Source organism: Kitasatospora sp. NPDC051170 (genome assembly GCF_044455705.1).
Taxonomy (GTDB): Bacteria; Actinomycetota; Actinomycetes; order Streptomycetales; family Streptomycetaceae; genus Kitasatospora.
Genome location: NZ_JBITFA010000011.1, coordinates 295,354 through 313,256, shown reverse-complemented (window position 1 = coordinate 313,256; position 17,903 = coordinate 295,354). Strand labels below are relative to the sequence as shown.

The 17,903-nt window shown below is 68.8% G+C and carries 12 protein-coding genes and 3 pseudogenes; 3 read left to right on the top strand and 12 right to left on the bottom strand.

Annotation, left to right across the window (positions count from 1 at the left end; genetic code table 11):
• Window positions 1–29: 29 nt before the first annotated feature.
• The 3 genes from ACIBCA_RS24030 to ACIBCA_RS24020 form a co-directional block, all read right to left on the bottom strand.
• Window positions 30–767 carry a hypothetical protein gene (locus ACIBCA_RS24030; RefSeq protein ID WP_396285005.1) on the bottom strand — a complete coding sequence of 246 codons (738 nt, stop codon included), beginning with the start codon at window positions 765–767 and terminating at the stop codon, window positions 30–32.
• Between the two features lie 293 nt (window positions 768–1,060).
• Complete coding sequence (locus ACIBCA_RS24025; protein ID WP_396285004.1) at window positions 1,061–4,039, bottom strand: tetratricopeptide repeat protein; 2,979 nt, start codon at window positions 4,037–4,039, stop codon at window positions 1,061–1,063.
• Window positions 4,040–4,256: 217 nt separating this feature from the next.
• Window positions 4,257–4,601, bottom strand: a complete 345-nt coding sequence (locus ACIBCA_RS24020) for a trypco2 family protein (protein WP_396285003.1) — start codon at window positions 4,599–4,601, stop codon at window positions 4,257–4,259.
• Between the two features lie 214 nt (window positions 4,602–4,815).
• On the opposite strand from ACIBCA_RS24020, the pseudogene ACIBCA_RS24015 reads away from it, so the two are divergent.
• Window positions 4,816–4,971 (top strand): annotated as a pseudogene (locus ACIBCA_RS24015) (DUF255 domain-containing protein); the annotation flags it as partial.
• A gap of 332 nt (window positions 4,972–5,303) precedes the next feature.
• Here ACIBCA_RS24015 and ACIBCA_RS24010 read toward each other — a convergent pair.
• Together ACIBCA_RS24010 and ACIBCA_RS24005 are read right to left on the bottom strand one after the other, a co-directional pair.
• Complete coding sequence (locus ACIBCA_RS24010; protein ID WP_396285002.1) at window positions 5,304–6,446, bottom strand: hypothetical protein; 1,143 nt, start codon at window positions 6,444–6,446, stop codon at window positions 5,304–5,306.
• A 566-nt stretch (window positions 6,447–7,012) separates the two neighbouring features.
• Window positions 7,013–7,388 (bottom strand): annotated as a pseudogene (locus tag ACIBCA_RS24005) (NAD(P)/FAD-dependent oxidoreductase); the annotation flags it as partial.
• A 107-nt stretch (window positions 7,389–7,495) separates the two neighbouring features.
• Between ACIBCA_RS24005 and ACIBCA_RS24000 the strand changes: the two are divergent.
• Window positions 7,496–8,463: pseudogene (locus ACIBCA_RS24000) on the top strand (hypothetical protein).
• Window positions 8,464–9,056: 593 nt separating this feature from the next.
• Here the strand turns inward: ACIBCA_RS24000 and glnA are convergent.
• Entirely contained in the window at window positions 9,057–10,469 is a 1,413-nt protein-coding gene (gene glnA, locus ACIBCA_RS23995) for a type I glutamate--ammonia ligase (protein WP_396285001.1), read from the bottom strand.
• 299 nt (window positions 10,470–10,768) lie between these two features.
• Between glnA and ACIBCA_RS23990 the strand changes: the two genes are divergently transcribed.
• The gene (locus ACIBCA_RS23990) at window positions 10,769–11,236 is read left to right on the top strand and encodes an RDD family protein (RefSeq protein WP_396285000.1); all 468 of its coding nucleotides are present in this window, start codon (window positions 10,769–10,771) and stop codon (window positions 11,234–11,236) included.
• 86 nt (window positions 11,237–11,322) lie between these two features.
• On the opposite strand, the gene ACIBCA_RS23985 is transcribed toward ACIBCA_RS23990, so the two are convergent.
• The 6 genes from ACIBCA_RS23985 to ACIBCA_RS23960 form a co-directional block, all read right to left on the bottom strand.
• Complete coding sequence (locus tag ACIBCA_RS23985; RefSeq protein ID WP_396284999.1) at window positions 11,323–12,012, bottom strand: DUF4191 domain-containing protein; 690 nt, start codon at window positions 12,010–12,012, stop codon at window positions 11,323–11,325.
• Between the two features lie 182 nt (window positions 12,013–12,194).
• The gene (locus ACIBCA_RS23980) at window positions 12,195–12,386 is read right to left on the bottom strand and encodes a hypothetical protein (protein ID WP_396284998.1); all 192 of its coding nucleotides are present in this window, start codon (window positions 12,384–12,386) and stop codon (window positions 12,195–12,197) included.
• Window positions 12,387–12,571: 185 nt separating this feature from the next.
• A complete protein-coding gene (gene lipA, locus ACIBCA_RS23975) occupies window positions 12,572–13,525 on the bottom strand; it encodes a lipoyl synthase (protein WP_363436186.1) in 954 nt (317 codons plus the stop codon).
• A gap of 135 nt (window positions 13,526–13,660) precedes the next feature.
• A complete protein-coding gene (lipB, locus tag ACIBCA_RS23970; RefSeq protein WP_396285025.1) occupies window positions 13,661–14,431 on the bottom strand; it encodes a lipoyl(octanoyl) transferase LipB in 771 nt (256 codons plus the stop codon).
• Window positions 14,432–14,536: 105 nt separating this feature from the next.
• Entirely contained in the window at window positions 14,537–16,447 is a 1,911-nt protein-coding gene (locus tag ACIBCA_RS23965) for a helix-turn-helix domain-containing protein (protein ID WP_396284997.1), read from the bottom strand.
• Window positions 16,448–16,514: 67 nt separating this feature from the next.
• Window positions 16,515–17,858, bottom strand: coding sequence for an MFS transporter (locus tag ACIBCA_RS23960; protein ID WP_396284996.1), 1,344 nt, complete (start codon window positions 17,856–17,858; stop codon window positions 16,515–16,517).
• Window positions 17,859–17,903: the final 45 nt, after the last annotated feature.

The window sequence follows — 17,903 nt, the reverse complement described above, 5'->3', positions numbered from 1 at the left end:
GCCACCCGCTATGACAAGACCCGCGAGTCCTACCAGGCCGCCGTCACCATCGCCTCGATCCTGCTCTGGATCTGATCTTTGAAGACGATCTCTAGTAGGCGCCCTGCTTCCTTGGCTGCCTGGATCAGCTTTCCGGTGGGCTTGTCGCTTTCAGCCGTGAAGAGTGCCGGCGCCAAGTGGTTGCGGAAATACTCCTGCTTCGTGAGTAGGAGGTCGTGTCGTACGATCACCTTCGGGACGAGCAGGAGAGGCTTCCCATCCGCTATAGGCAGGCGTGTCGCGGAAGCGTCCCACTCCCGTCGGTTCGAGTCCCATGCCAGCCCGCAGTAGACCTCGTCGACAAGTGGTATTCCGTACATTGCAGACACTGACTGGGTGTAAGAGGTCAGCATCCCTCGAATCACGCAGGTCGTGATATCTGAGACGATGTCTTTCCCGATGTCGTCGATGAAAAGTGCGGTGTCTTCGAGGTCCGCGAGCAGTCCACTCTTTGCGGCCCGACTTACGGACAGGTTGTCGCAGATTCGCGCCACAAGGTATGGGCCGAGTGCACGGCCTCTGGACTTCCCCCTAGAGAGGCCGAAGTGGGTCTCATTGGGCTCCTGGAGGCGAATGAGAAGTTCGCGGACTCCACGGTCGTCGCCGAGGCCGAGTGACTGAACAATAGTGTCGAAGAATGTGCTGAGCATCACCAGGCATTGGCGAGCCCACTCGTCGGGGAGCTTCTTCAGTGTGCTTGGATCTATATAAACGGGGGTGTCGTTCACCGTATCAACGTCTACGAAGTCGAGGGTCGGTTGCGTGCGCCCCAGGTTGTAGTAATCAGATACGCGCATGGTCCCCCCAGGAATTCGACGTATAGGCGACCGAGGGCATCTACCCGATTTCCGATGGGTTCACTCGCATCACTTTTCCTACTCGCCGGTATGTGCTCGAGGTCGGCCATCATCGGATCCTCCTGACGCAAGTCTTGACACCCGTTCGACCGGCAACCCTGCCCGACCTGAGCGAGTGGGTGGAGACCTCCCAGTGGTGTACTGGCCGTTCTCTCGCTGGGGTGTCAGTCGCGGCTACCCATCCAGCGTGGCGACCACCCGCGTTCATCCTGGAGCACTGGTACCCACCCAGCGACGACGTCAGGTGCCGACAGGGCCATGTTCAGGACTGCCTCGCTCGGCTCCACAGGCGGCAGCCCTGACGTGATGAACAGCAGCACTCCGCCTTGGCGTTTGATCAAGCGTTTCATGTCACGCGAGACCGTAGACGACCACTTTTCAACACCCAGTTGCACGGTCAGCTTTCTCCGAAGCACAGTTGCGACTCCGGGAACGGTGTTGAGCGCACGGTCGGCGGGCATCATCCCTTGCTTCTGATGAAGGTAAGACGGCGTCATCCGCCACTGACCGTCGTCGTGTTGGGCCAGTTCGACGGATTCAAGGCCCGCGTTCACCAGCATGATCACTGGGCTCTTGCCGTCCAGCACGACCTGAGGCGTGCGAGCTGCACTCGCAGTCCAGGTCAGACGAGGCTCCGATGAGCCGATGACCTTGATGATGCCGAGGCTGCTGTCACGGTGGGTGCCGTCATTGTCAGTCCATTCCGGGTAGTGACACATCCCCAGGTGGTAGACGTTGGCGGTGGCTCCCCAAGGCCCTTCGAACACTCGAAGTGCCGGCACCCCTCTCCCCAGCGAAAGCCCGCAGTACTGACAGTCAAGTGGCCACAACCCCTGCATCACGTCCGCGAGTTGCCCAGGTGCCAGCCTTTCCTCGGTGGCTTTGCTCACCGCCACGGCTTGGAGTCCGCTCCGGTTGGCTGTTGCGTGGACGATCCGCCACTCGGGCATCAACAAGGGAGTGCGCTGCCGGGCCTTGCGGAACCACGACTCGGCGCTCTCCGAATCGCCTTCCCAGGCCAGAACGGTGCCGAATGTGATCATGGCGTCAGGATCGCCGTCCTTGGCGGCCGCCGAGGCATCTTGCCTCGCCTGCACCAGGTAGTAGGCCGCCGCGTCCTTCTGCTTCCGATAGGCGAGCCAGCCGGCGAATGCCAGTGCTGCGGCGGACAGGCCCCGGTCCGCCGCCTCCTTCAACCAGGTGCCTCGGTTCTCCACCGTCAGATACTGCTGCCGCAGGAGGTTGCCGTACTTCACGGCACACTCGGCATCGCCTTGCTCCGCGCCGCGTCTCCACAGCTCTGCCGCGGTCTCGTCCTTACCGTCCTGCGTGGCCAGATCGCCGAGCAATCTCAGCCCCTGAGCATGGCCGGCTCCAACGGCTCTCTCTAGCCACTTCTCCCCCTCCTGCCGGTTGCCGTTGAGCACAAGAAACGAGCCGAGGCTCAGCATGGCAGTCCCGTCCCCCTTCCGAGCAGCCTTCCTGAGCCAATGCTCTCCCTTCTTCCGGTCACCACTTTCGATCAACACTGCCGCAAGGCTCACCATCGCCTCGACCTCACCTGCCTCAGCCGGGAGGCGCAGTGCCGCGGCAGCGATATCTGGGCGTTCTGCTGTCAGCGCCGCCCAGGCGAGCAAGGACCGGTTTCGACCCTCCGCAAGATCGAGCGCCGCGCGCCACACCACGTCGTCCAATACCTCGGACCGCCCATGCGCACGGCCGACTTCGGTGACCAGGTAGTCGAACGGCCGCCAGCCACCACCGTCTGCCGGTACCAACAGGCTTGTGACCCCGAGGAATTTGCTACTCGCCCACTTCCAAGCCTCCGTCAGTGATTCGGGGCGCAGCACAGCACCACCCATCCGACGCAGATACTCGAAGTGCAGTTCCTCGATGGCCTTGGTCGGCAGAGGCCCCGCGAGGCCGGTGCGTGCGAGGTCGACAGCGGCAGTTACCAGAGCAACTCCTCGCGGCCGATGGTCGGCTCCCGCTTCCCACAGCTTGGCCAACTGCGGACCAGCAGCCAGATACTCGGCCAGGCCGTACTGCTCACCCGCATCGAGTGCCTCGATGATCCTCGGGTCATCCACCTTCGATGCCCTGTCTCGCTCCGAGGCGCACCATTTCCGCGGGACGGATACATGGCGGGCCTGACGCAGGACACGGCCAGCCGCTCGCGGCCCGTACGCGGGCTCCCCAAAGGATCCGGCGCCGCCGTCCTGCTCCAAGAACTCTGCGTACAGCTGGGACCGCAGGGTCGCCACGACGACCGTACCCTGCCGTTGGAGATCCGCCAGCAGTTCAGGAGTGAGACCTGCGCTGTGCAGATGCTCTTCCAGGTCGTCGAACCACACGAGATGCTTTGCGTTGGGCAGGTGAGCACCGGCCAATTTCCTGAGGTCCGTGGCTCCCTGGGGACGGCACAGAAGCCAATCGGGCAGTGCGCGGCGCACTGCTTCGAAGCTCGACCGGGTCTTGCCCGCTGCTGACGGGCCGGTCAGAAGTACGAACCCACCGCTCCTCGAAGCCTCTGCGAGGCAGGCCTCCAAGTCACTTTCGAAACGTCGTGGAATGTACTCCACTGTCCTCGGAAGTTTATCTTCCTGGCGCACGGGGTGGATTCTGAAGTCTGCGGCCGATAGGTCCGAGACCTTGTCCCAGCGGAACTCTATGGGTCGGGTTGCACCTGTGGCGTCGTTGGAAGCCCGAGTCAAGGTGTGGAGCACGGGACGGTGTCCCGTGTATTGATGGACAAGGTCGCAGAACTGCTTGTCATCCACCAGTAGCCGAGCCCGTACGACCTCCAACCGGCTGTGTCCCCAGCCGCCCGGGTCCTGAGCGGTCACTCCGATCACATGGTTTTGCAAGGTAGCCGCGGCACCGGACATGCCCTGCCAAGGCGAGCCCTCCGCGACCGGCTGCGGAGCAGAATAGTCCCCGTCGATCACATAGCGTCCCCGTACGAGAGACGAGCCGGGCTTGAGCGTGCCGATGAACTGTTCCGTGTCTGGCTGCCTACCCTTGCGCTGCACGCGCGGGAAGCCGAGTACTTCGCATCCGGGCCAAGGGCCCGAGTCGCCCGGCTCACCCCACTGAACGGCATCGGGCTCGTCATCGACCAGATCTGAATCCGCCAGTAGCAACGCTGCATCACATCGCGTACTGGCACCGCTCCAGAGCACTTGACAGGTGCGGGGCCCCAGGCCGCGGAGGACTGTGGCCCGCAGCGGCCCGTCGCCCAGTAGATGTGCTGCGGTTAGAACAAGCCTGCTCCCCAGAAGGTATCCAGTGCCCTGACTTGCAGCTTCAACAATTGCGGTGTTCAGTCGAGGGACCGGGCCCGAAGACGGCACCTGGTCCCTATGGGAGTCGTTGCTCGCCACCGAAGTCCGTAAGGCCGGCGGCTTCGGGGTTGCCGATGATCCAACTGCTGCCATCTGCCGCGTTCTTCGGCTCAAGAGTGAGCGTGACCCGCTGTGTCCGCTGTCCACTCACGGCAGCGCCGGTCTCGCCGGACACCACCCAAGCCCGAAACCCTGCCTTGGCACGGGCGTCCTTGCGCAGCTCTACGGAGAACTCCATGGTCAGTTCGCGGACCGCGAAGAGCGGCTCTTGGTCACTGGCCGCCGTCGCTGCGGTGATCAACTGCTGCCGCAGTACGGCGACCGCCTGTGTGAGTTCGATTTCAGAGAACGGCTCGCTCAATCTCTTCCCCAAACCGCGGTGCTCCGGAGACCGGAGCGTACCCGTGATCGGTCTCGTCAGTGGCTACCTTCGCCATTCTCGTGAGCCGATGGGCACCAGCGTCGCGAGCAGACTGCTGGCGCCCTGAATCTGTCGGGCTGCCACGGATGGCGGTGTCCTGGCGTGCTGGCAGAACGATCCGAGCGGTGGGCCGAGGGTCTGGGATGCTGCCCTCATGGTGAATCGACTGGTGCACGCCCAGTCGCCCTATCTCCAGCAGCACGCCACCAATCCTGTGGACTGGTGGGAGTGGGGAGGGGAGGCGATGTCAGAAGCGGCAAGGCGGGACGTACCCATCCTCCTCTCGGTGGGGTACGCATCCTGTCATTGGTTAGCTTCTGACGCTCCATCAGATGGTGCCACATGATGGCGCGCAAGTCGGATCGCCGAGGGTCGTGAGCCAGGTCGATCCAGCGCGCCGCGAGGGGGCGAGACATGAGACGGCTGAGCGCACGAGCCGACGAGACGTTGTGGTTGCCCTCGCGGGTGGAGCTCAGGGCCTACGGCGAGGAGAGCGCTGACGCCGTACGGGCGGTAGAGGGGCCAGCGCCGTGGGCGCTGTTGCCGGATCCATCCACGGCACCGGCTGAGTGTCCCCGGCCCACCCTCTGAGCTGCACCTGTCTCTGGTAGGAGCCGCAGTAGCCGATGCGGTGGAGGATCATCAAGGTCGCGTGTGCAGGGAGAGGCGCCAGACTTCGGCCGCAAGTCCTTCGTATGCATATAGATCATCGGCGAGGATCTCGGGGTGGACCAGCCGGTTCCGGACGCGGGTGACGGCTGCGGGGCCGTCGATTCGGCGATCTGTTGCGTACTTGGCCAGGGCGGGGAGGGCGACGGGGTCGATCGAGGTCGGCTCGCCAGTGGAGGTCAGCAGATAGCGCAGTTTGTCCTCGGCGTGGCAGCTCTTGAAATCCTCCTTCGTCATCAGATTCCCCAGGACCAGTTTGGTCCAGGCGAGGTTCTCCAGCACGGGTGCGGCGGAGAGGATTCGCTGTTCGACGAAGCCCGTGGCCACCGCTTCGGTGGCCATCTGCATCTGCAAGCGCGTGGTGCCTTTGAGGGAAGGGTCGCTGAATGCCCGCAGGGCGCGGGTGACGAGTTCGGCGCAGTCGCCGGGACTGCCATCGTGGAGCCATCCCGATCCGACGGTCTGGGCCCGGTCGAGGAGGGGGGAGAACCACTGCTCCCAGACGATCTCCCCGTTCGTGTCGTAGCCGATGGGGAGTACGGGGACGACCTTGCGGCCGAACCCGAACGACAGACTGACGCGGAGACATTCCAGAACCTCTCGGCCCTCGGTGAGGGAGAACTCCTCGCCGTTCGTGCGCTTGAGTTCCATGACGTGCGTCAGGACGGAGGTGAACTGATCGGCAGCGGTCCGTAGGGCGTCCGAGAGGTCGGGGCGCTGGTCGATGGTCACCGTCCATCCGTCGACGTCGACGGACCACCGCCCCCTCCAAGGAGAGGTGTGCTCGCCGTGTCTCTCCCCAAGGAGCGCGTTGCCTTCGGATAGTGGCAGGTTCACCCACTGCGCCACCAGCCGGCTCAGGCGGGTCTCCTGGTCTCCCAGCTCGGTGGAGTTGACCCATCCGGCGTGGTTGCGGCGGGTGTTGATGGTGAACGCGATGGCCGGCGTGCGGTTCACCGTCGTGATTGCGGAGCCGTTGTCGTCCAGCCCCCAGCAGTCCTCCTCGCGGGGTTCGACCGCCCACTCCAGGCTGGGTCTGGCGCCGAAGGTGAGTTCGACCCGGCCTTGCCGTGGCCCCTGCTTGAATCCGGTGAGTTCACTGTCGTACAGGACCACGGTTTCCCCGGGGTCGTTCCATCCGTGGGGTGGGGTGGGGTGAGGGGAGTGTGGGAGGTGAACTGCTTGTCGGGGTTCATCGGTGATCGCGCCTCCGTCCGCCGGGATGCTGCCCGAGTGGACAGCCGGTCAGAATATCTGAGGTTGCGCCAATAGCGCCCGCCTTAAGCACGGTTGGCCGATGCGGTGGTCTGATGCTGGTCGCTGCGGTGCTGCTCGTCTCGCACGACCCCGGGCAGGCCCAGCAGCTGTGCGGCCGCACGGTCCAACTGGACCTCCCCATCTGTCCGGACCCGCTCCGGCGGCCGCCTGAGCCAAGGACGCGCCACCGCTGTCTTCTTGGAGCTCTGGGGGAGGGCGCCCGGCTCGTTGCCGCGCAAAGACGACGGCCCGGGCTTGGAGCCGTTCCCCAGAACTGTCATCCAGCGGTGGCCGACGCTTTCGCCCCGGGTGTCGGCCACTGCGGCCAGGTATCATTCGGCGTCCAAGCCCGCCGTGCAGCCGGTGCCAGCGGCGGTGATGGCCTGGCGGTAGGTGTGGTCGACGACATCGCCGGCTGCCAAGGCTCCGGACAGCTTGTCCTCGCCTTGGATGCCGAGCTTGCGGTAGCCAGAGCCGGTGGCGATGATCACCGCCTTGGGCGCGGTGGACGGTGCCCTCGGAGCCGGTCAGGAGTTTGGCGGGGCCGGTGAGGTCGACGGAGACGATGCCGTCGTCGATCATCTCGGCGCAGAACTTCCCGGCCTGGGCGCGCATGTCGGCCATCAGGCCGGGGCCGTCGATGCCATCGGGGAAGCCGGGGAAGTTCTCGACCTGTGGTGGTGGTCAGTAAGCCGCCGACGAATATGGAGCTGCCGAACAGCAGGGGCGCAGCTGGGCGCGGGCGGTGCGGAGGGCGGCGGTGTAGCCGGTGGGGCCGGATCCGATGACGATCACGTACATCCATCAATCCAGCGGGAAAGGTCGGAGACGACAGCACATCGACAGTTGTCGAATCGAGCGGGCCGCGGCGAGAGCGCACTGCTCAGCGCGAAGGGGAGCCAACCGCGATGACCTCCGACAGCACCGACCCGCCCGTCCTCGTCATCGGCGCCGGACCGATCGACCTGGCCGCCGCCCGGCTCCTGGAGCGCGGACTCGAACCGCTCGTCCTCGAAGTCGGCCCCTCGGCCGCCACCGCCGTCCGCGAGTCGTCGCACGTAGGGCTGTTCTCCCCGTGGGCTGAAGTCGTCGACCCCGCCGCCAAGAAGCTGCTGGCCCCCACCGGCTGGGCCCGGCCGAACGGGGCCGCGTACCCGACCGGCGGCGACTGGGTCGCGCAGTACCTCCAGCCGCTCGCCGGCGTCCTCGGCACCCGCGTCCGCTACGACGCCCGGGCTCCGGTGTAGCCCGCGCTGGGCGGGACCGGATCGTCGACGCCGGGCGCGAGGAGCAGCCCTTCACCGTCCACGTCCCCCGCGCTGACGGTCGCGAGGAGCGCCTGCTGGTGCGCGCCGTGGTCGACGCCTCCGGCACCTGGGCCACCCCGAACCCGCTGGGCGCCGACGGCCTGCCCGCTCTCGGCGAGCGCGCCGCCGCCGATCGGATCTCCTACCGCGTCCCAGACCTGCGCGACCCCGCCGTCCGTGCCCGCTATGCGAGCAAGCGCACCGCCGTCGTCGGCTCCGGCGCCTCCGCGTTCACCGCCCTCGTCGACCTGGCGCAGGACGCGCCCAGCACCCACGCGGTGTGGGTACTGCGCCGAGGCCTCACCGGCTCCACCTTCCCCGCCCTCACCGACTACGAGCAGGTCCGCTCCGTGGCCGCCCACCTCGCCGGCGACCACGAGGCCGCGGCCCGCGTCGAACTCACCCTCCCCGAGACGGGAGTCTGCGGCGGCGCGCTCGCCGAGAGCGGGCAGACCGTCGGCGCCCAGGAGCCGGAGGGCGGCTGCTTCGGAGCCCCCGCTGCACCTCAGCTCATCACCCTCGGCGTCCCTTCGGCGGGCGGTTCCTGCTCCTCCGAGGGCGGCTGCTGACAGTCGGGGAAGCCATCCAGCGGGGTCGACCTAACTGGTCGTCCGGTCGCGGCCCTCGCGCTGCGCTGTCCACCCTGTGCCTGGCCCAGATCACCTGCCGGGAAGCGCTCGACTACGCGTCCCCCATGCGGCTGTCCTCCATCGCCCGGTCCACCGGGCGGTTCGCCCAGGCGACCACTGCGAGGCTCGCGGCGGCGCTGCTGACCTCCGCGCTGGCCGGTACCCCGATCAGCCGCCTGCTGGACCGGCACGGCCCGGAGACGGCGATGGCTGCGGGCTGCGCTGCTTGGCGACCACGACTGACACCTCGCCCGAGGGGTGCAATGCAGGTAAGAGATCGAACCCGTTGAGTCGGGAGTCCCGAGTGAGGGCTACTGAGAGTACGAGATGGAGTACTGCCCAGTGCTGGCAAGGGCGGGAAGGCACTCATCGCGAGTTCGATCTACCCCTGCTCATTTCACACTCATTTCACATCGCGAACCCCAGGGGTACTGCAGCCGATCCCTCTCCAGGCGTTTCCGCAGGCCAGGGCCCTGCCTGACCTGCGGAAACGATGAGAGACCGAATCACGTTTCCGCAGGTCGGAGGGGTCTCTACAGGTCGTAGTAGAGCTCGAACTCGTGCGGGTGGGGGCGCAGGGCGATGGGGGCGATCTCGTTGGTGCGCTTGAAGTCGATCCAGGTCTCGATCAGGTCCGGGGTGAAGACGTTGCCGGCGAGGAGGTACTCGTGGTCGGCCTCGAGGGCTTCCAGGACGGCGGGGAGGGAGGACGGGACCTGGGGGACGTTGGCGTGCTCCTCGGGGGCGAGCTCGTAGAGGTCCTTGTCGACGGGCTCGAGGGGCTCGATCTTGTTGCGGATGCCGTCGAGGCCGGCCATCAGCATGGCGGAGAAGGCCAGGTAGGGGTTGGAGGACGGGTCGGGGGCGCGGAACTCGATGCGCTTGGCCTTGGCGTTGGAGCCGGTGATCGGGATGCGGATCGCGGCGGAGCGGTTGCGCTGGGAGTAGACCAGGTTGACGGGCGCCTCGAAGCCCGGGACCAGGCGGTGGTAGGAGTTCACCGAAGGGTTGGTGAAGGCCAGCAGCGAGGGGGCGTGCCGCAGGAGCCCGCCGATGTAGTAGCGGGCGGTGTCGGAGAGGCCCGCGTAGCCCTGCTCGTCGTAGAAGAGCGGGGAGCCCTCGGTCCACAGGGACTGGTGGACGTGCATGCCCGAGCCGTTGTCGCCGAAGATCGGCTTCGGCATGAAGGTGGCGGTCTTGCCCGCCCGCCAGGCGACGTTCTTGATGATGTACTTGAACAGCATCAGGTCGTCGGCCGCGTGCAGCAGCGTGTTGAACTTGTAGTTGATCTCCGCCTGCCCGGCGGTGCCGACCTCGTGGTGCTGGCGCTCGACCTCCAGGCCGGCCTTGGCCAGCTCCAGGGACATCTCGGCGCGCAGGTCGGCGAAGTGGTCCACCGGCGGGACGGGGAAGTAGCCGCCCTTGTACTTGACCTTGTAGCCGCGCGCGTCGCCCTCGGCGGCGCCGCTGTTCCAGGCGCCGGCCTCGGAGTCGATGTGGTAGAACGACGCGTTCGCGCTGGTGTCGAAGCGCACCGAGTCGAAGACGTAGAACTCGGCCTCGGGCCCGAAGAACGCGGTGTCGGCGATGCCGGAGGAGGCGAGGTAGGCCTCGGCCTTCTTGGCGACGTTGCGCGGGTCGCGGCTGTACGCCTCGCCGGTGACCGGGTCCTGGATGAAGAAGTTGATGTTGAGGTGCTTCTCCGCCCGGAAGGGGTCGAGACGGGCGGTGGCGAGGTCCGGGACGAGGGCCATGTCGGACTCGTGGATGGCCTGGAAGCCGCGGATCGACGAACCGTCGAACATCAGGGTCTCGGACGGGTCGAAGGTCGCCGCGGGTACGGAGAAGTGCTGCAGGACGCCCGGCAGGTCACAGAACCTCACGTCGACGAACTTGACGTCGTTGTCCTGAATGAACTGCTTCACTTCGGCGGCGTTGTTGAACATCCATCCTCCTCGGCTCGCGAATTGGGGCTCACCCTAGGAACGGGTCGTTTCCGGCCGGTGACCCGTTCGTTTCCTAGATGTTAACCGCGCCCGCCGAAGGGGTGGCAAAGGCGTACGGGATCGGGCAAATCACCTCTCCCACCTGGGAGTCCATCCCAAAGTGGTCTGGACCACTTCCCGGGTCCCGTCAGCCCTACGATCGCGATTCACCCGCGCGTGGAGAGGGCTCCCCGTCGAGGACGGGCCGACGCGGGGGAGCCGGTGCCCGGCCGCGGCGTGAGCGCGGTTAGTGTGGATTCGTGGACACCAGAGAAGCGTTGGGATCGTGGATCGACGGCCCCAAGGCCGCCGCCGAGAAGATGGGCGCCGACTTCGGCTACCGGGGCGAGCGCCTCGGCCTGCCCAAGGAGGGCCCCGGCTCCATCGCCGGGCCGGGCCGGCGGATCGGCGCGCTGGTCGTCGACAGCTGGCTGGTCTCGATGATCTCGTACGGCCTGATCGCCAAGGGCGACGCGGGCCACGCCAACCTCTGGACGACCCCGCTGTTCCTCGCCGTCACCGCCGTCCTGCTCTCCACGGTCGGCACGACCGTCGGCAAGCGGCTGTTCGGCCTGCGGGTCGTCCGGCTGGACGGGCGGCGCGCGACCATCCCCCAGGTGCTGCTGCGCACCGTGCTGCTCTGCCTGATCGTGCCGCCGCTGGTCTGGGACCGCGACACCCGTGGTCTGCACGACAAGGCCGTCGGTACGGTCGAGGTCCGGATCTGAGCCCCCACAGCACGTAGACGCGAGACGAAGGGCCCCGCCGAGATCCTCGGCGGGGCCCTTCGTCGTAGCTGTCGGTGGGGGTGGGGTCAGCGGACCTGGCCGCCCTTGGGCATCCGGGCGCCCTTCGGCATCGGGCCCTTGGGGATCGGCGCCTTGGAGAGCAGGTCGCCCAGCGCGCGCAGCCGGTCGTTGGTCTCGGTGACCTGGGCGGCGGTGATGGCGCGCGGGAGGCGCATCAGGTGGATCTGGAGCTTCTTGAGCGGGATCTCGCCCTCGCCGGTGCCCACCACGATGTCGTGGACGGGGATGTCGCCGACGATGCGGGCCATCTTCTTCTTCTCGGAGGCCAGCAGCTGGCGCACCCGGTTGGGGTTGCCCTCGCCGATCAGCGCGATGCCCGCCCGGCCCACCGCGCGGTAGACCGCGTCCTGGTTGCGGGTGACCGCGACCGGGGTGGTGTTGGAGCTCCAGCCGCGCCGGATGTTGCTCAGCACGGCCGCGACGGCCCCCGGCTGGCCCTCCATCCGCCCGAACGCGGCGCGCTCGGCGCGGCGGCCGAAGACGATCGCCACGGTCAGCACGGCCACGATGAACCCGAGGATGCCCAGGTAGATCGGGTGGTCGATCGCGAAGCCGATGGCGAGGAACACGCCGAAGGTCAGCAGACCGATGCCGGCGATGATCAGGCCGATCTTAGGATCGACCTCTTTGGTCATTTTGTACGCCTGGCGGATCTGCTTGAGCCGCCCGGGGTTCTCGGATGTTTCCCTCGCCATAACGCTCATGGTACGTGGCACGGGTACGGGATATCCAAGCCCGGGTGCCCGTTCGTCCGAACCGTGACCCGGCCGCGCGCTCCCCGGCGGGCCCAGCGCCTGCTCAGCGCCGGGCCCAGAGACCGCTCAGCGTCTGCTCAGCGCCCGCTCAGCACCTGCTCAGCATCTGCCTCAGCGCCTGCTCAGCGGTGGTTCTGCCCGGCCGCACCGGAGGCGTTCGCCGCCTGCACCCGGTCCGCCGCGTGGCGCCGGTTCTCGCACACCGCCGCCCAGGCGTTGCGGCGCGCGTGCCGCTGGCCGGGCGCCAGCAGGACGCTCTCGGCGAGACGCAGGGCCGCGCCCACGGCCCCGACCGACCCGATCTGCACCCGCATGACGTACAGCTCCCCTCGTGGCTGAGGTGACGTGGCTGAGAAGAATCGAACGACGGCAACGCGTCCACGATCCCCACTCCGTGTTACCAGTCCGTGACCAGTCGGTCAAAGCGCGGTGAAACCCGAAGGGCGGAGCCGTGGCTCCGCCCTTCGCATGGCCTGAATCGGCCGTAACACCCCGGTGCTCAGACCGCCGCCTGCTCGCGACGCTCCAGCGCCTGCCGGTACAGCCGCCCGGCCCGGTACGAGGAACGCACCAGTGGGCCCGACATGACGCCGGCGAAGCCGAGTTCCTCGGCCTCCTCCTGCAACTCGACGAACTCCTGCGGCTTCACCCAGCGCTCCACCGGGTGGTGGCGCAGCGAGGGCCGCAGGTACTGGGTGATGGTGATCAGCTCGCAGCCGGCGCCCACCAGGTCGGCCAGCGCCTGGCTGACCTCCTCGCGGGTCTCGCCCATGCCGAGGATCAGGTTGGACTTGGTGACCAGCCCGGCCGCGCGGGCCTGGGTGATGACGTCCAGCGAGCGCTCGTAGCGGAAGGCGGGGCGGATGCGCTTGAAGATGCGCGGCACGGTCTCGACGTTGTGCGCCAGCACCTCGGGCCGGGAGGAGAAGACCTCGGCCAGCTGCTCGGGCACCGCGTTGAAGTCGGGGATCAGCAGCTCGACGCCGGTACGGCCGGCGGCGCGCTCGGCCGTCATCGCGTGGACCTGGCGCACGGTCTCGGCGTACAGCCAGGCGCCGCCGTCCTCCAGGTCGTCGCGGGCGACGCCGGTGATGGTGGCGTAGTTGAGGTCCATGGTCACGATGGACTCGGCGACCCGGCGCGGCTCGTCGCGGTCGAACTCGGCGGGCTTGCCGGTGTCGATCTGACAGAAGTCGCAGCGGCGGGTGCACTGGTCACCGCCGATGAGGAAGGTGGCCTCGCGGTCCTCCCAGCACTCGAAGATGTTGGGGCAGCCGGCCTCCTGGCAGACCGTGTGCAGCCCCTCCTTCTTCACCAGCGACTGGAGGGCGTTGTACTCCGGGCCCATCTTCGCGCGGGTCTTGATCCACTCGGGCTTCCGCTCGATGGGGGTCTCGCTGTTGCGGACCTCCAGGCGGAGCAGCTTCCTGCCGTCGGGCGCGACAGCGGACACGTGCGACTCCTAGAACTAGACGGGGTACCCCCAGGGTACGCCTGTGGTTGTACGGGCTTCGCCGGGCCGGTCGCCCTGCAATCGCAGGGCAACGCGGCTACCGGTCAGTAGATTCCCAGCGGCAGGCCGCGAGCCTCAGCGGCTGAGCGCCGGCTCCGGCAGTTCGGCGAGCACGGCCGCCAGGTGCCGCTCCACGGCCTCCAGCGCGTCGCCCACCGGGAAGTCGCGCCCCAGCTCACCGGCGATCGAGGCGACGCCCGCGTCCCGGATGCCGCACGGCACGATCTTGTCGAACCAGGTCATGTCCGGGTCGCAGTTGAGCGAGAACCCGTGCATCGTCACCCCGCGGGCGACGCGCACGCCGATCGCGGCGAGCTTGCGGTCGTCGCCGCGCTGCCCGGCGTTGGAGGGCGCGTACTCGGGGCCGGCCAGGCGCGGGTCGATGCCCAGCGGCAGGCCCATGCGCAGGGTGAGCTTGCCGATGTCGACGACCTGGGCCGGGTCCACGACCGCGTCCGGGAGGGAGTCGCCCAGCACCCAGACCCCGCTGCGGCCCTCGATCCGGGTGGTCCCGATGCCGAAGTCGGCGGCGGCCCGGATCAGCGACTCCTCGAGCCGGCGCACGTACGCGATCACGTCGATCGGGTCGGGCAGCTTGATGATCGGGTACCCGACCAGCTGGCCGGGGCCGTGCCAGGTGATCTCGCCGCCCCGGTTCACCTCGACCACCGGGGTGCCGTCCAGCGGCAGGTCGGCGGGGTTGGTGCGCTTGCCCATCGTGTAGACGGGCTGGTGCTCCAGCAGCAGCACGGTGTCGGGGATCTCGTCCGCGACCCGCAGTGCGTGCAGCCGCTGCTGCTCCGCCCACGCCTCCTCGTAGGGGACGGCGCGCTCGCCTATGCCCATGCGAACAAAACGAACATTCTCGCTCACCGATGCTGCTCCTTGCCAGGCGTTCGAGACCAACCTCGCCACTGTACGCCCCGGCCCGTACGACCCGAACGGGCCCTGTCAGCCGCCCGCCAGCAACTGGAGTCGCAGCGCCAGCTGCAGCTCCAGCGAGCGCTCCGGCTCGTGCCAGTCCTTCCCGAGCAGCGCCTCCACCCGGTCCAGCCGCTGCACCACCGTGTTCACGTGGACGTGCAGCTCGTCCTTGGCCCGGGTGAGGCTGCCGCCGCAGTCGAAGTACGCGCGCAGGGTGCGCACCAGCTCCGTACCGCGCCGGGCGTCGTAGTCGAGCAGCGGGCCGAGCACCCCGCCGACGAAGCCGTCCACGTCGTGGCCGTCCCCGAGCAGCACCCCGAGGAAGCCGAGCGCCCGGGCCGAGGCGCCCTCCCCGGCGCGGCCGAGCACCCGCAGGGCGCGCACGCAGCGCAGGCCCTCCGCGTACGAGGCGGCCAGGGCGGACGGGCCGGCGGCGGTGCGGCCCGCGCCGACCGTCACCGGGAAGCCGGCCAGCCGGGCGAGCCGGTCGGCGGCCTGCCGGGCGGTCTCCTCGGCGCCCTCGGCACCCGCCGCGTACTCGGCCTCGGGCACCAGCAGGACCACCGCCTCCCCGTGCTCGGCGCCGACGCCCCGGGAGCCGAACAGGTAGCGCCGGGCCGCGCCCGCGAGCCGTTCCCGCTCGGCGCCGTCCGTACGGTTCGCGGGCTCGGCGACCAGCACCAGGTGGGGGCGGGCGAGGTCGACGCCCAGGCGGCGGCCGCGGGCGGTGAGCCCGGCCGGGTCGCGCTCGGGAGCGGTGAGCAGGTCGGTGAGCAGCTCGCCGCGGACGCGGTTCTCCGTCTCCGCGACCGAGCGGCGCAGCAGCAACAGCAGGGCGGTGACGACGCCGGCCCGCTCGAACAGCCGCCGGTCGGCGTCGTCGAGGTCGGGGCGGCCGCGCAGCACCAGGGTGCCGAGCGTGTCCTGCCCGGCCAGCACCGCGCAGACCCACAGCCTCTCGTGCCGTACGGACCGGCCCTCGGCGCGGGAGGCGGCGACGGCGGCGGCCAGTTCCGCCACCGGCGCCCGTCCGGCCAGCGGCTCGCCCTCGGCGTCCAGAACGGCGATCTCCCCGCCCAGCAGGTGGGCGACGGCGGCGGCCACGTCCGGGACCTCGGCGCCGCGCAGCACCAGGTCGGTGAGCCGGTCGTGGGCCTGCTCGGCGCGCTGGACGGCGGCGGAGTGCGCCCGGACGAGCTCGTTGGCGGCGTTCAGCTCGGCGAGCGCGGCCCGGGTGTCGGCCAGGGCCTTGGCGGTGTCCAGCGCGATCGCGGCGTGCGCGGCGAGGGTGCACAGCAGCGCGACCTCCTCGGGGGAGAAGGCGCGCGGGGAGCGGTCGGCGGCGAACAGGACGCCGATGACCTGTCCGCCGAGCAGCAGCGGCACCCCGATGATCGCGACGAGGCCCTCGTCGAGCACGCCTGCGTCGATGGTGCCGGTGTGACGGAACCGGTCGTCGGTGCGGTAGTCGGGCGTCGCGTACGGGCGGGCGGTCTGCGCCACCAGCCCGCCCAGGCCGTCGCCGAGGCTGAGCCGCAGGGTCTGGAAGAGGACGGAGACGGAGCCGTCGGTGACCCGCATGTAGGTGTCACCGGCGGCCTCGTCCGGCAGGGTCAGGTAGGCGGTGTCGGTGCCGAGCAGCATCCGGGCGCGGCGCACGATCGCCTGGAGGACGGTGTCCAGCTCCCGGGAGGCCGCGAGGTCCCCGGCGGTGTCGAACAGCGCGGTCAACTCGGCCTCGCGGCGCCGGTGCTGACGCAGGGTGCGGTGCACCCGCAGGGCCTGCCAGGTGGCGTCGTCGATCTCGGCGAGGACGCCGGCCGGCGCACCGCGGCGGCGGGCGTCGGCCAGCACCTCGGCGAAGTCCTCGGTGGCGGCGCCGGAGGCGAGCAGGTCGAGCAGCCGCCGCAGCGCGGGCGCGGCACTCTCGTCGTTCATGGTGCGTGCCGCCAATCTGCGTCCGTCCGACGGGTGCGCGAGATCGCGATGTTAGCTGTTCAACCCCCTACGCCACAGCGGGCTTTCCGACCACCGCGCCCTCCGCCTGCGGCTGTTCCTCGACCTCGGCGAGGTCCTGCCCCCGGGTCTCCCGGCCGCAGAGCACGGCCAGGACGGTGATCGCCGCCGCGATCGCCACGTACACCGCGATGGGGGTGGAGCTGCCGTAGTCCTTGAGCAGGGCGGTGGCGATCAGCGGCGCGGGGGCGCCGGCGGCCACCGAGGCGAACTGGGCACCGATCGAGGCGCCGGAGTAGCGCAGCCTGGTCGCGAACAGTTCGGAGAAGAAGGCCGCCTGGGGCGCGTACATGGCGCTGTGGAAGACCAGTCCGACGGTGACGGCCAGGGCGAGCTGGGTGAACGAGTGGGTGTCGACCAGTCCGAAGAACACGAACGCCCACACCCCGACGCCGACCGCGCCCGTCAGGTACACGGGTTTGCGGCCGACCCGGTCCGAGAGGGCGCCGAACAGCGGGATCAGCGTGAACTGGATCGCCGAGCCGATCAGGACGGCGTTCAGCGCGCTCTGTTTGCCGAAGTGGGCGTGGCTGACGGCGTAGGTGAGGACGAAGGTCGTCATCACGTAGTACGAGATGTTCTCCGCCATCCGCGCGCCCATGGCGACCAGCACCTCGCGCCAGTGGTACTTCAACACCCCGACCAGCGGCGGCTGTTCGTGCGTGGGCCGGTTCGCCACCGCCTGCTGGAACAGCGGAGACTCCTCCACGGCCAGCCGGATCCACAGCCCGACCGCGACCAGCACCGCCGACAGCAGGAACGGCACCCGCCAGCCCCAGGACAGGAACGCCTCGTCCGACAGCGAGGAGGTCATCAGCGACAGCACCCCGGCCGCCAGGAGGTTCCCGGCCGGCGCCCCGCCCTGCGGCCAGGAGGCCCAGAACCCGCGCCGGCGCCGGTCCCCGTGCTCCGAGACCAGCAGCACCGCCCCGCCCCACTCCCCGCCGAGCGCGAACCCCTGCACCAGCCGCAGGGCCGTCAGCAGCACCGGCGCCGCCGCCCCGATCGACGAGTACGTCGGCAGCAGCCCGATCGCCGTCGTCGACCCGCCCATCAGCAGCAGGCTCACCACCAGCAGCCGCTTGCGGCCGATCCGGTCCCCGAAGTGCCCGAACACCAGCGCCCCGACGGGCCGCGCGGCGAACCCGATCGCATAGGTGAGGAACGACAGCAGCGTCCCCGTCAGCGGGTCGGTGTTCGGGAAGAACAGCTTCCCGAACACCAGCGCCGCCGCTGTTCCGTACAAGAAGTAGTCGTACCACTCGATCGTGGTCCCGATCAGACTCGCGGCCACCACCCGCGGGAGTGACCCCCGCGTTCCAGGCGCACCCATGCCCACCACATTCCTTCCAGCGGAGACGATGTCGCCACAAGGTAG